The 13,695-nt window shown below is 30.1% G+C and carries 16 protein-coding genes; 14 read left to right on the top strand and 2 right to left on the bottom strand.

The window, feature by feature from the left end; all coding sequences use genetic code 4:
- Positions 1-2: 2 nt before the first annotated feature.
- From rpsQ to EXC58_RS01795, 11 genes are all read left to right on the top strand, one after another.
- Positions 3-272: a 30S ribosomal protein S17 gene (gene rpsQ / locus EXC58_RS01845; protein ID WP_129725950.1), complete on the top strand. Its 270-nt coding sequence runs from the start codon at positions 3-5 to the stop codon at positions 270-272.
- Positions 272-634, top strand: coding sequence for a 50S ribosomal protein L14 (rplN, locus tag EXC58_RS01840; RefSeq protein WP_129725351.1), 363 nt, complete (start codon positions 272-274; stop codon positions 632-634). The genes rpsQ and rplN overlap by 1 nt, the downstream gene beginning before the upstream one ends.
- 13 nt (positions 635-647) lie before the next feature.
- The gene (rplX, locus tag EXC58_RS01835; RefSeq protein WP_129725350.1) at positions 648-977 is read left to right on the top strand and encodes a 50S ribosomal protein L24; all 330 of its coding nucleotides are present in this window, start codon (positions 648-650) and stop codon (positions 975-977) included.
- Between the two features lie 2 nt (positions 978-979).
- On the top strand, positions 980-1,525 hold the full coding sequence (gene rplE, locus EXC58_RS01830) for a 50S ribosomal protein L5 (protein WP_129725349.1): 546 nt from the start codon (positions 980-982) through the stop codon (positions 1,523-1,525).
- Positions 1,525-1,710 carry a type Z 30S ribosomal protein S14 gene (locus EXC58_RS01825; protein WP_129725348.1) on the top strand — a complete coding sequence of 62 codons (186 nt, stop codon included), beginning with the start codon at positions 1,525-1,527 and terminating at the stop codon, positions 1,708-1,710. Before rplE ends, EXC58_RS01825 begins: the two co-directional genes overlap by 1 nt.
- A gap of 3 nt (positions 1,711-1,713) precedes the next feature.
- On the top strand, positions 1,714-2,109 hold the full coding sequence (rpsH, locus tag EXC58_RS01820) for a 30S ribosomal protein S8 (protein ID WP_129725347.1): 396 nt from the start codon (positions 1,714-1,716) through the stop codon (positions 2,107-2,109).
- Between the two features lie 9 nt (positions 2,110-2,118).
- Complete coding sequence (rplF, locus tag EXC58_RS01815) at positions 2,119-2,658, top strand: 50S ribosomal protein L6 (RefSeq protein ID WP_129725346.1); 540 nt, start codon at positions 2,119-2,121, stop codon at positions 2,656-2,658.
- A 21-nt stretch (positions 2,659-2,679) separates the two neighbouring features.
- Positions 2,680-3,030, top strand: a complete 351-nt coding sequence (rplR, locus tag EXC58_RS01810; protein ID WP_129725345.1) for a 50S ribosomal protein L18 — start codon at positions 2,680-2,682, stop codon at positions 3,028-3,030.
- Positions 3,030-3,680 (top strand): 30S ribosomal protein S5, encoded by a 651-nt coding sequence (gene rpsE, locus EXC58_RS01805; RefSeq protein WP_129725344.1) that lies wholly within the window; start codon positions 3,030-3,032, stop codon positions 3,678-3,680. The genes rplR and rpsE overlap by 1 nt, the downstream gene beginning before the upstream one ends.
- A gap of 1 nt (position 3,681) precedes the next feature.
- A complete protein-coding gene (gene rplO / locus EXC58_RS01800; protein ID WP_220096556.1) occupies positions 3,682-4,122 on the top strand; it encodes a 50S ribosomal protein L15 in 441 nt (146 codons plus the stop codon).
- Positions 4,123-4,187: 65 nt separating this feature from the next.
- Complete coding sequence (locus EXC58_RS01795; protein WP_129725343.1) at positions 4,188-4,778, top strand: hypothetical protein; 591 nt, start codon at positions 4,188-4,190, stop codon at positions 4,776-4,778.
- 38 nt (positions 4,779-4,816) lie between these two features.
- Here EXC58_RS01795 and EXC58_RS01790 read toward each other — a convergent pair whose 3' ends face one another.
- Both EXC58_RS01790 and EXC58_RS01785 read right to left on the bottom strand, forming a co-directional pair.
- Positions 4,817-5,719: a hypothetical protein gene (locus EXC58_RS01790; protein WP_129725342.1), complete on the bottom strand. Its 903-nt coding sequence runs from the start codon at positions 5,717-5,719 to the stop codon at positions 4,817-4,819.
- Positions 5,720-5,726: 7 nt separating this feature from the next.
- Positions 5,727-6,638, bottom strand: a complete 912-nt coding sequence (locus EXC58_RS01785) for an RluA family pseudouridine synthase (protein ID WP_129725341.1) — start codon at positions 6,636-6,638, stop codon at positions 5,727-5,729.
- Positions 6,639-6,848: 210 nt separating this feature from the next.
- On the opposite strand from EXC58_RS01785, the gene EXC58_RS01780 reads away from it, so the two are divergent.
- The 3 genes from EXC58_RS01780 (at position 6,849) to EXC58_RS01770 (ending at position 13,692) form a co-directional block, all read left to right on the top strand.
- On the top strand, positions 6,849-11,582 hold the full coding sequence (locus tag EXC58_RS01780; protein WP_129725340.1) for a DUF4011 domain-containing protein: 4,734 nt from the start codon (positions 6,849-6,851) through the stop codon (positions 11,580-11,582).
- Between the two features lie 164 nt (positions 11,583-11,746).
- Positions 11,747-12,718: a DHH family phosphoesterase gene (locus EXC58_RS01775; protein WP_129725339.1), complete on the top strand. Its 972-nt coding sequence runs from the start codon at positions 11,747-11,749 to the stop codon at positions 12,716-12,718.
- Positions 12,718-13,692 carry a DHH family phosphoesterase gene (locus EXC58_RS01770; RefSeq protein WP_129725338.1) on the top strand — a complete coding sequence of 325 codons (975 nt, stop codon included), beginning with the start codon at positions 12,718-12,720 and terminating at the stop codon, positions 13,690-13,692. The genes EXC58_RS01775 and EXC58_RS01770 overlap by 1 nt, the downstream gene beginning before the upstream one ends.
- The last annotated feature ends 3 nt before the right edge of the window (positions 13,693-13,695 follow it).

The raw sequence follows: 13,695 nt of genomic DNA, 5'->3' as shown, positions 1-13,695 counted from the left end.
TGATTCAAAGAAACACAAGAAAAACATTAGTTGGTACAGTTGTTTCAGCTCATAAAACCCCAAAAACAATTATTGTTGCTGTTGACACATACAAAAAACACCCACTTTATTCAAAACGTTTTAAATCAACCAAGCGTTTTGCTGTGCATGATGAAAACCAAGTTGCTAACTTAAATGATGTTGTAGTAATTATGGAAACTCGTCCACTTTCAAAAACCAAACACTTTAGACTTGTTTCAGTAAAACAAGCAGCCACTGAAGGGAGCAAATAATGTTATTAGAACTATCTAAAGCAAATGTTGCTGATAATTCAGGAGCAAAAGAAGTAGGAATTTTCAGAATTTTAGGGTCAAATAAAAAAGTCGCTAAAATTGGGGATGTAGTAATGTGTTCAGTTAAAAAAGCCATTCCAAATGGTGGGGTCAAACAAAAACAAGTTGTTAAAGCTGTTGTAGTGCGTTCACGTTATGGAATTAGTCGTGAAAATGGTTCATACATTCGTTTTGATGAAAATGCAGTAGTACTTTTAAAAGAAGATGGAACCCCAAGAGGAACTCGTGTTTTTGGACCGGTAGCTCGTGAAATTCGTGAAAAATATCCAAAAATTGTTTCTCTAGCACCTGAGGTTTTATAATTAAGGATTTTTTATGAAAGTAAAATTCAAAAAAAATGATGAAGTTATTGTAATTGCAGGAAAAGAAAAAGGGAAAGTTGGAACCATTTTAAAAGTATTACACGATAAAAACGCTGTGGTGGTAAAAGATTTAAATATCGTTACCAAACACAATAAACCATCTCAACAAAACCAAGATGGAACCATTACCACTAAAGAAGCTCCAATTCACGCTTCAAATGTAGCATATCTTATTAAAAAAGAAACCAAAGACAAACCAGCACAATATTCAAAACTTGGATACAAAATTAATAAAGATGGTAAAAAAGTTCGAGTAGCTAGAAAAACTAAGAAGGAAATTTAATTATGCTCAAAAAAGTTTACTTAGAAAAAGCAGTTCCTGCACTTAAACAAAAATTTAACTACTCTTCGCCAATGCAAGTTCCAAGAATTGAAAAAGTGGTTCTTAATATGACCGCCGGAAAAGAAGTTTCAAACTCAAAAGCAATTGAAGAGGTTTTAAATGAACTGACTCTAATTGCTGGACAAAAACCATTTCAAACCAAAGCTAAAAAATCAAATGCTTCATGAAAACTTCGTGAAGGAATGCCTATGGGGGGGAAAGTTACTCTTCGTAGAGATCGTATGTGAGAGTTTTTAGATAAACTCATTAATGTTGCAATGCCACGGATTAGAGATTTTCGTGGTGCAAATCCCAAAGCTTTTGATGGAAGAGGAACTTTTGCTTTAGGAATTAAAGAAGAAATCATCTTCCCAGAAATTGAATTTGATAAAATTCGTCGCATTAAAGGACTTGATGTGATTGTTGTTACTACCGCTAAAACCAACAAAGAAGCAAAAGCTCTACTTGAATTAATTGGTGTTCCATTTGAGAAAAAAGGAGATAAATAATGGCTAGAAAAGCACTTATTGAAAAAGCAAAACGCCACCCAAAATTCTCAAGCCGTGCATACACACGTTGCGAATTATGTGGACGTCCACATGCGGTTTTAAGAAAATACAAAGTATGTCGTATCTGTTTTAGAAACCTTGCTCATGAAGGTAAAATTCCAGGTGTGAAGAAAGCGAGCTGATAATTTATGTTTATTACAGATCCTATTTCAGATTTAATTGTTCGCATTAAAAATGCAAACGCAAGAAAACACAAAACCGTTGAAATCCCATTCTCAAAGAAAAAAGAAGCGATCGTTAAATTAATTCAAGAACAAGGTTATGTTGCTTCATATGTTGTTGAAGGTCAAGGAATTGCTAAAAAACTTGTGGTGTCTTTAAAATATAAAGGTTCACAATCAGCAATTATTGGAATTAAAAGAGTTTCAAAACCTGGACTTAAAGTTTATGTTAAATCAACTGAAATTCCTACTGTTTTATCAGGGTACGGAACAGTGATTATTTCTACTTCAAAAGGACTAATGACTGGAAAAGAAGCTAAGAAAGAAAATGTTGGTGGCGAAGTTGTTGCCTACATTTGATAGGGGAATGTTATGTCACGTGTTGGTAATCGTATTTTAACAATCCCAGCAGGAACAAGCGTTACTGTTGAAGGAACTAAAGTTACTGTTTCAGGAAAACTTGGAACTTTAACTAGAGAATTTAGTTCAAAAATTGCCGTATCAGTTGACCAAAACAAAGTAACAACACTTAGAGCAAACGAAGAAAAAACAACTAAACAATTGCACGGAACTACTAATGCTCATATTGCCAATATGATCACCGGAGTTTCACAAGGATTTACAAAAGAATTAGAAATTAAAGGGGTTGGATACAAAGCAACTCTAAAAGGAACTCAATTAGTAATTTCTGCTGGATATAGCCATGAAGTTACCTTAGAAGTTCCTAGTGATGTAAAAGTTACCTTGCCAAAACCAACAGAAATTACTGTTTTTGGAATTGATAAACAAAGTGTAGGTTCATTTGCAGCAATTGTAAGAAGCGTAAGAAAACCAAGTGTGTATTCAGGTAAAGGAATTTCATACAAAGGTGAAAAACTTAGACGTAAAGAAGGGAAAACCTCTTCTAAATAAAAGAGGTTTTAGGTGAATAAAATGGCTAAATTATCTCGTAATAAAGCTCGAAAAGTTAAACACGTTCGAATTCGTCAAAGTATTAGCGGAACTGCAAATAAACCTCGTTTAAATGTTTATAAATCACACCAAAACTTTTACGCACAACTTATTGATGATTCAAAAGGAACCACTCTTGCAAGCGTTTCAACTCTTAAAGATAGCTCTTATTCAGGAAATATTAAAGCAGCTGCAATGCTTGGAAGCAAAATGGGTGAATTAATTGTTTCACTGGGGGTTAAAGAGTTAGTCTTTGATCGTTCAGGGTATCTTTACCATGGAAGAGTTAAAGCATTTGCTGAAGCTGTTAGAGAAAAAGGAGTTAAATTCTAATGGAAAATCAAAAACAAAATAAACCAGTAGCTGGAACTAAAGAAGTCAAAGCACCTCATCAACCAAAACCAGCTGCTAAACCTTCGCTTCCAGTTGAAGAAAGAAGAAACTTCAGAAATCCTAAAGCTAAAAGTGATAAACGTCCAAGAAAAAACCGAAACTTTGATGCACAAGTTTCAGAATATTCAGAAAAAGTTATTGATATTGCCAGAGTTACAAAAGTTGTTAAAGGTGGAAGAAGATTTAGTTTTAGTGCCTTTGTTGTAGTTGGAAACAAAAAAGGAAGTGTTGGACTTGGACACGGTAAAGCAAATGAAGTTCCAGATGCAATTAAAAAAGCTATTAAAGACGCTCAAAACAATCTCATTGATGTTCCACTTGTTAATGGAACAGTTCCACATGAAATCCAAGCTAAATTCCTTGCCTCAAGAGTTATGCTTAAACCGGCTCCAAAAGGAAAAGGACTTATTGCTTCAGGAACAGTGCGGGCAGTAACTGAACTAGCTGGATATACTGATATTGTAACTAAAACTTATGGTTCACGTTCAAAAGCTAATACCGTTAAAGCAACCCTTAAAGCTCTTTCACAACTAAGAACAGTTGAACAAATTGCTGAAATTAGAAACAAAGATGTAAAGGATTTAATGTAATATGGCAATTAAATTACACACATTAAAAGCTACCGAAGGTTCACGTAAAGAAAAACACCGTAAAGGACGTGGACATGCAGCCGGAAAAGGGAAACAAGCTGGTAAAGGACAATCAGGACAAAACAAACGTAAAGGACACAGATTAGGATTTGAAGGGGGACAAACTCCTTGATTTAGAAGAATTGGAAAACGTGGATTTACTAATGTAAATCATTTAGAATTCCAAGTAGTTAATCTGAAAGATTTAGAAAACAAATACCAAGATGGCCAAGAAGTTACCATTGAATCATTATTTGCACACAACCTTATTAAAAGAACTCTTCCTATTAAAGTTTTAGGAAATGGAACCTTAACTAAAAAATTAGTTGTTAAAGTACATCGTGTTTCAAAATCAGCTCAAGAAGCAATTGTTAAAGCTGGTGGCGAAGTAGTTGATTTATAATTTTTAAAATTCAATTTTTACATAAAAACACAGGACTAACTGTGTTTTTATTCACAATTTTTGGTATGATATATAGCAATATGGGTTGATTTAGAAGAAAAAAACGCATCAAAAATCAAGAAGTTTCATTGCAAATAAAAGATAACTTCGAAGAACAAATGCATAAGTTTAAGGAACAAAGTATCCAAGATTGAACTCAAAAACGTAAATGAGTTGCTATTTACTATGAGGTTTTATTGCAATTATTACTCAAATACAACTACACAAATTTTATTCCTTACAAAACATATAAAGAACAAGAAAAAGATAACAAAATTCCTGGCAATTATTTTTTAAAGAAATATCGACCATTAAAAAGCGATACTATTAAATTTGTGTGAAAATTTAATATGCATCACATTGATGAGATTTATTATACATCAAGTGACTTAAAGAAACTTAAAATTTATGATAATGGATTGTCTTTAAAGGTTTCTTTTGAAGAACATTGCTTTTTACATTATTTAATTGTCTTAGCTAATTTTCGAGATATTCATGGCGGAGTATTATATGCTTTAAAAGATCCTCAAAAAATAGATGAAATTATTCAACAACAATGTCAAGTTTTTAATATTGAATATGTTACAAATTGAAGAGATAAAATTAAAAATAAGTAAAATAAATTCACCTTAGTAAAGGTGAATTTATTTGTTAATTAAGCTTTATAACTCTTTTTTCGAGTGTAAATGTAAATTTTTTCAGCTAGTTCTTCTTTTGAAAGTTCTTTAAAACCGAAAATCCCTAACACTTCAGCCATTTTATATAATTGTTCAGTTTTAAGTTCAAGCAATTTTTGAATTTGTTTGTCTTTTTCTAAGTCTTGCGGTTTTTTTATTTCTTCTTGAGCATAATTAGGATTTTGATTCTGGTTTTCGTCACTTGTAGCTTGCTCAGCATTAGCTCCATTAAAAGGAGGGTAATTAAATCCAAAAGGGTTTTGTTGTGAGAATTTTGAAAATTCTTGAGACATTGCTCTAATAGTCTCTAAGCGTGTTGCTCTAGCAAAAGACATTTTAATAAGATAAACATGTCAGGTTATAAAAATTACCGAAATAATTCCTAATATAATATTTGTAATAAGTAAGGAGAAAATTGGTACAAATGGTAAATTTAGTACATCTTTACCTAATGAAGAAAGATTGCTAATTCACCCGAATGATACCATTAACAAGATAAAAATTACAAAATTACTTGTTGTTAGTTTCATAAAATTTTTTTCGATATAACTTGTATATGCTGAACGAACAAATAAAATACCAAAAATAAATAAAAATAATGTCGGTCAAATATTACTTCAAAATAATGAATTTCATCCTGAATTAGCGGATGCAGTAACTTTTTCCTGTTCTTTGTATATTTTTGCTGCAATATTAGTATAAAAACTAATAATATCAGGTCTATAAACTATCATTAAAATACTCGCAATTACACTAGTTAAAAATAAAATGAAAATTGCAATTCCATTTGCAATGATGAATTTGCGAAATTTATGTTCAAGATTTCACAATTCACCAACGGAATTGAGTTTTAAAAAACTTCTGTCATAAATACCAAACATTTCTCCCCTAACTAAATAGCTGCATAAAATCAAAATCAGCTACGTCAAATTCTTTTGGTGGTTTTGCATATAGTACAATTTGCTCACTGGTAATTGGGTGAGTAAATGATAATTTATATGCATGAAGTCGCTGATTAAAATCATCAACTTTCTTCCCATAAATCGGATCGCCATAAACAGGATTTTTAATATAGCTTAAATGAACTCGAATTTGATGAGTTCTCCCTGTTTCTAGTTTGCATTTAACCAAAGTTTTTGGGAAGTTATCAATGTAAAAACTAGTTAATGTTTCCACATGGGTAATTGCATTTTTAGAGTTTTGATTAGTTACAGCCATTATTTGGCGATTTTTCACATTTCTTCCAATTGGAAGATCTAATTTTAATCTTTTATCCTCTAAAATTCCATCAACAATGGCCACATATTCTCGACTAATATCGTGATTTTTAAAGTGATCAGATAAGAGTTTATGAATATGATTGTTTTTTGCAATAATTAACAAACCACTAGTATCTTTATCAATTCGATGAACAATTCCAGGACGAAGTAATCCATTTTCATTTGATAAATTGTTCTTAAAATGATAAAGCAATCCATTAACTAAAGTTTGATTAACATGTCCTGGTGCTGGATGAACAATTAGTCCTGAAGGTTTATTAATAACAAATAAATGTTCATCTTCATAAACAATATCTATATCCATTTTTTGTGGTTCTAAGTGAATTTCTTTATCAAGTAGTTTTACTATTTTAATATCTTGCCCTTCGCGAACAATATATTTAGGTTTAATTACATTATTACCATTAACATAAACGGCCCTTTGCTCAATTAAAGCTTTAATGTCATTTCGTGATATATCACTATGATCACTAATGTACTTATCAATTCTTTCTTTGTATTGTACTTTGAGAGCTATCATGTTATCTAAATTATACTAATTTTAAAAAATAAAAAATTAAATTTAGCAAAATATTACTTTATTTGCTAATAAAATTTTTTAAGAGCAAATATCACCTTTTACTTAGAAAATTAGGATTTTTTTAATAAAAAATCAACTTTTAAAGCACGGTGTTTAGTTATTAATTTATAATTAAAATAATACAATAAATTATCAAGCAAGGAGATTGAGATGAATCAAAAAGAACGCAAGAGCATCTTAAAGAATATTGAAGTTTGAAAAAACAGATTGCTTGATTTGAGCATGAAAAATCAATCGATTAATTATCGAAAAACAAAATCACAAACTGTCGAAATTTTATCACCTAATATTGAAGTGTTTTTAAATCGATTTTATGGACTTAAAAATCTTCAATTTGCCAATTTATTTGGAAATGCGGCCGAGGATGATTATGAAGAAGACCAAGTTAAGCTTGTTCGAGTGAAGGGAAAAAGAATTTCTTTTGGAATCGAACTTGAGCAAAAAGACAAATATTTTAAAAGTGAAATTTTTCCATTAATTAATGCCTTTCAAAAAAAATATAAGGGAAATTATTTGTTCTCAAATCTTTATGACACTGTTCAAAATCGAAACTTGTCAAATTTGATGAAAAAATCCAACCTTTTTAAAGAAGAAAACGGAATTAACGTTTTATATTTTGCTGTTGGATTTTTAGAGTGATACGAAAACAAAGAATCTGAAGATAAGCATTTAGCTCCTATTTTATTTATTCCAGTGGAACTTTCAAAAGATGCTTATAATTCACCATATAAAGTGAACTTTTTAGATGATGAGTTTTTACTTAATGAATCTTTTATTCAAAAACTAATTAATGATTATGATGTTAATTTAACTTATAAATTTGAAGCCGATAAATCTAATTTTGATCTTTTTAATGATTATAAAAACTTTATTTATCAACAAATTGAAAAAGTTAAAGATAAAAGATGAAAAATTATTGATGAAATTGACTTAGGAATTTTTTCTTTTTCAAGAATTAATATGGTTAAAGATCTTGAAGAAAATACAGATAAAGTTATTAATAATCAATTTGTTAAATTAATTTCAGGAATTCAAGATCCAGTTGAAAATATTAAATTTACTGAATCGGACATTGATGATGTAGTCAATCCTTCAGAGTATTTCCATACTTATAATGCTGATTCTTCACAAGAAATTGCAATTCAAGCCGCTATTAGCGGAAAAAGTTTTGTTCTTCAAGGACCTCCAGGAACCGGAAAATCTCAAACAATTACTAATATTATCACTGAGTTAATTGCTCGAGATAAAAAAGTCCTTTTTGTTGCTGAAAAGCAAGCGGCTCTAGATGTTGTTTACAATAACTTAAAAAGGATTGGATTAAATGACTTTGTTTTACCAATTCATAATACAAAGTTAGATAAAAAAGTTGTTTTACATGAACTTGCCTCAACACTAGAAAAAGGTCAACATAACATTTCAATTGAAGATAATTTTCACAAAGATGCGGTCAATAAATTCACCGTTTCACATGAAGAATTATTAAATTATCCTCAAGGACTGTTGAATATTTTTCAACCAATTAATAAATCAATTTATCAACTTTATGGAGCTTATTTTAAATATGCTAAGCATCCAGAAATTGTCTTTGAAATTCAAGATGTCGAAAAAGTTTCCGAACAAGATCTTTTAAAACGTCGTAAATTAATTGATTCGTTTCACAATGCTTTAAACATTAATGATTTTGACATTTCAAAAAATGATTGATATGGATTAATTTACGAGGAAATGTCGCTTAAAAAGCGAGAAAAAACCGTTGATAATTTAATTAAACTTCGTGAAAGCATTCATGAAGCAATTGCCTTTACTAAAAAATATCCATTCTTAGAAATTAAAAAAGAAATTTTTCTTAAAAGTGCTTTAATTTACAAAGAAACATTAAATCATTTAACCAAAATTGCTTCAATTAATTCAACAATTATTTCCAATCCTAACACCGAAATAGACACATCGCATTATAAATCGTTAGTTCAAATTCGTGGAGAAATCGAAGAGCTTAAATCTAAAATTAAGCATAAATACAGTCTAGAAGTAGTCAATTTAGATGCAGTTAATTACAAAAATCAATTGGCATTTTTTAACACCACTTCAAAAAGAGTCTTTTATCCAGGATATAAAAAAATTAAAAACAGAATCAATACATATAAACTAACTGAAGAAAAAATTAAATATCCAGATTTAATGTATCTTTTTAACATTATTGAAGAAATTCAAAGCAAAGAAAAAGAATTTAATGAAATTAGCAAACTTGTTAGCTATCGGGTACCATTAAATGAGTTTCCGTTTTTAAAAAATACTTATGAACACATTGATTGATTTAATGATTTTCAAAGGCTTGCTCACTTTTTAAAATGAGATACTAAAGACATTTATCATCTTTTTGCATTTGCGTTACTTCAAAAAGATGAAGCAATTAATTTAGCCAATGAGTACGGAGCTATTTTTGATAAATTACAACATCATGTTGATATTTTAAAAAATGATTTTGATAATCAAATTTTTGACGTTGATGCATATACTTTTAATGAACTAGATCAAAAATTAGATAAAGCAATTCATAATAATGAGCATTTAACCACAATTTTAGAGTTTAATCGGGTTTATAAACTCATGAAAGAAAATCACCTGCAAGAATACGCAGATGCATTAATTAAGCGAAATATTACCAAAGATTATTTTGGAATTTATCTTAGAAGATTTTATTTACTACTAATTGATAAATATCAAGGGCAACTATTCCCTGATTTTAATGGGGAAGTAATGGACTCTATTCGAAAAACTTTTGGTCAATCAGATGCTGTGATTCAATCAATGGCTAAAACTAAAGTTGAAATGTCTATTATTGAAAAAATCCCTAACTACAATAGTATCGAGGGACTTAACTCTGAAGTTTCAATTTTAAGAACTGAAGCAAATAAATCACGTCGAATTATGCCATTTAGATTGCTTTTTGATAAAATTCCAACTTTAATAACTAAACTTAAACCGTGTTTAATGATGTCACCGCTTTCGGTATCATCATTACTCAAAAATTCAAATTTAGAATTTGATGTAGTTATTTTTGATGAAGCATCGCAAGTTAGACCTGAAAATGCCATTGGAGCTTTATCAAGAGCAAGTCAATTTATTATCGCCGGAGATAAAGAGCAACTTCCACCAACAGATTTCTTTGCTCACTTTGATGAAGATGATTCCATTGATGATAGTGTTTGAGACACCACTGCTTTTGATTCGATTTTAGAAGTTGCTAATATTGTTCTTCCGACAATTAAATTAAAATGACACTACCGGAGCAAATTTGATGAACTTATTCATCCTTCAAATAAAGAAATTTATAATGAATTAGTTACTTTCCCAGCTTCAAAAATTCCTTCTAAATTTGAAGGAGTTTCACATGAATATGTTCGGGGACAATTTATTGATTCGGTTAACCAAGTTGAAGCTGATAAAGTTGTTGAAATTGTTGTTGATATTATTCGAAAATATGGAACTCGAAGAACTATTGGGGTTGTTACCTTTAACACTCAGCAAAGAGATTTAATTGAACGTAAAATTAACTTATTAAGACGTAAATCAAACGAATTTGAACACTTTTTTAATGCTTGAGAAATCGAAAAATTCTTTGTTAAAAATATCGAAACAGTTCAAGGAGATGAAAGAGATATTATTATTTTATCAGTTGGATATGGACCAAATGCTAAAGGAATTATGACAATGAACTTTGGGCCATTAAATCAACAAAATGGATATCGTCGTCTTAATGTTGCAGTAACTCGTGCTAAAACAGCTGTTATTGTTGTTTCATCATTTTTAGAAAATGATATTGATTTATCAAGAACTAATTCACGTGGAGCTAAGTTTTTGAAAAACTACATTGGATATGCTGCTTCTAAAAACAAACAAATCGATGAAACCCCTCAATATATTTCAGAATTTGATTCACCATTTGAAGATGATATTTATAATGAATTAAAAGCACTTGGATATAATGTGGTCAAACGAATTGGTTCTTCAGGATATAAAATTGATTTAGCTATTTTAGATCCAAAGAAAAGTGGACATTATATTTTAGGAATTGAATGTGATGGTTCTGTTTATAAAACTTCACGTTCAAGCCGTGATCGGGACATTTTGCGTCAAAGAGTTTTAGAAGGTCGAAACTGAAACATGTATCGGATTTGATCGGCTGATTGATATAAAAATAAAACCAAGCAAATTGAAAAACTCACTAACTTTATCGATCGTTTAATTAGCAATAAATCGCTATCAAAATCCTCAATGCAAAGTGCTGATGCCCTTAAAATTGATGTTCCAGTGGAAGTTAAACAAAAAGCAATTGAAAAAATTCACTTTAATCCATACCTTAATTATGAGGATTTATTTGCCAAAGTTAAAGCATCAAATCCAGAAAGTGACATTGAATTTATTCGAAATTTAATTAGCGAACTTAATCCAGTGCATTATGATGAATTGAAAAAATTCGTTCCAAGAATATTTAATAAAAAAAGCTTTACTAATGCTTTAAAAGAAGATTTAGATGCAATTTTAAATGTTCTTTCACAACAAGATTTAATTGACTTTGAAGGCGATTTTATCGTTGCAAAAGATCAAATTATTGAATTTAGAGAGTACAATAAAGACTTAACTAAACGTGATTTTGCACGGATTCACATTAGTGAGGTTGAACACTTTTTATCAACCTTTATTAACGCAACTAAAACTTTAAGTTTAAACGATATTATGATGACTTTTAGCAAATATTGTGGATTTAATAGTGTTACCCCAGTATCTAAAGATTTAATTTTACGAGCTGTAGATAATTTAGTTAATAATAACTTAATTGAAGTTCATGATGAAGTTATTTACCTAAAAACTCAAATTAATTAATAACGTCAAACAACTGTTGCTACAGTTGTTTTTCTCAAGCTTTTGAAAAATCTAAAATTTTTGCAAATAATTATGTTACTTTTTGGCTTTCTTTAAAAGTCCAAAATGAAAAAGAGTAAAATTAAATTGTTAAAGTTACTTATTTAAATAAAGGAGAATAAAATATGCTAATAGGAAATTCAAAAGTTGCTAAAGACGCTATTGAAAAATACGATTCAATTGTTATTTTTCACCACATTCGTCCAGATGGAGATTGTTTAGGGTCTCAACATGGACTTGCTGAATTAATCAAAACTAATTATCCAAATAAAAAAGTTTATTGTGTTGGAGATAATGTTGGGGTGCTGGATTTTATGCAGTATCATTTTACCGATGAAGCAGAAGTAGATTATCATAATTCCTTAGGGATTGTAGTTGATGCTTCTTCAGGAGATCGAATTGAAAAAGCTCATTTGCTTTATGAAAATAAAACCACTGCTAAGTTAAGAATTGACCACCACCCTAATGGAAGTGATATTGAGTATGATTATTTATGAGTTGATGAGCATTATGTAGCAGCCGCAGAAATGATTGCGATGCTTGCTTATGAATCAAAATGAGAAGTATCAAAATCCGCTTCAGAATATATTTACTTAGGAATTAATACTGATTCAGGAAGATTTTTATATCCTGATACTAGTCCTCGTACCCACAAATTAGTGGCCTTCTTGATGGAAAATGGTTTTCATCCACAAAAAATCTTAAAAGAACTTTCAAAAAGAACCTTTAGGGGACTTAAATTTATTGGTGATATGCTTGCTGGATTTAAAAAATCCGGAAGAGTGCTTTATTTTGAAGTTACTAGTGAAGTATTAGCTAAACATGTTTTTTCTTCACTGGATGCCTCAATGTATGTTAATGAATTAGCCAATGTTGAAGATAATGCGTGCTGAGCTTTATTTATTCAGCTTGAGGATGGAAGTGTTCGTGGTAGATTACGGTCAAATGGCCCCTTAGTAAATAAAGTTGCTAATGAATTTAATGGCGGTGGACATGATAATGCTGCTGGAATTACCTTAAGTTCATGAGAGCAAGTACCTGAGGTTTTAGAACGATTAAATAAAGAAATTATCATTTATGAAAGTGAGAATAAATAATGCAAGTAGGTTCACTTAAAGAAGCAGTCCAAGAATTATTAAACTATGATTCTATTGTCATTTTTCACCACATTCAACCCGATGGAGATTGTTTAGGTTCTCAACATGGACTTGGTGAATTATTAAGAACTAATTTTCCAAACAAAAAAGTTTATTGTGTTGGAGATGAAAAAGGATTATTTAAGTTCTTAGATATTAAAATGGACGAAGTTCCAAATGATGAGATATTAAAACAATCTCTTGCAGTAGTTGTGGACGCAAACTATAAAAATCGCATTGAATATAGTCATTTATTAGATAAAAATATTTTTGCAAAAGTCTTACGAATTGATCACCATCCAAATGATGATGATTTAGGAGATAATGTAACAAGATGAGTAGATAGTTCATATATTGCTGCAGATGAAATGATTACCGAAATTGCTTATGAAACAAAGTGAAAAATTAGTTCTAAAGCAGCAAAATTCTTGTATTTAGGAATTGTAACTGATTCAGGAAGATTTTTATTTAGCAATACAAGTGCAAGAACCCTAAAATTAGCTTCTTATTTATACGAACATGAATTAGAGCCTGATTTTATGCATTTAAACATGTATAAAACTTCAATTGAAGATTTAAAATTTAATGCTTGATTAACCTCGACATTAAAAACTCGTGATGGAGTTGCTTATTTACAAAACTCATATGCAGAAACAATCGCAAGAGGTAAAACACCTGAAAAATCGGTACGTCCAAATTTAATTTCAAATATTGATGGATATCCAGTTTGAGTTCAATTTATTGAAGATGAAAGCGGAAAAGTTAGAGTTGAATTGAGATCAAATGGACCAATTGTAAGAAATGTTGCTCTTAAATGAGGTGGAGGCGGACACGAAAGAGCCTCTGGATGTGTTCTTAATTCGTTAGCAGATCTTGAATTAGTTGTTGATGATTGTGTTTTAGAAATTCAAAGATATTTCCAAGAAAGAAAATAAGTA

The sequence above is a fragment of the Mycoplasmopsis citelli genome (assembly GCF_900660645.1).
Classification (GTDB): Bacteria; Bacillota_I; Bacilli_A; order Mycoplasmatales; family Metamycoplasmataceae; genus Mycoplasmopsis; species Mycoplasmopsis citelli.
This window is presented reverse-complemented; position numbering and strand designations above follow the sequence as displayed.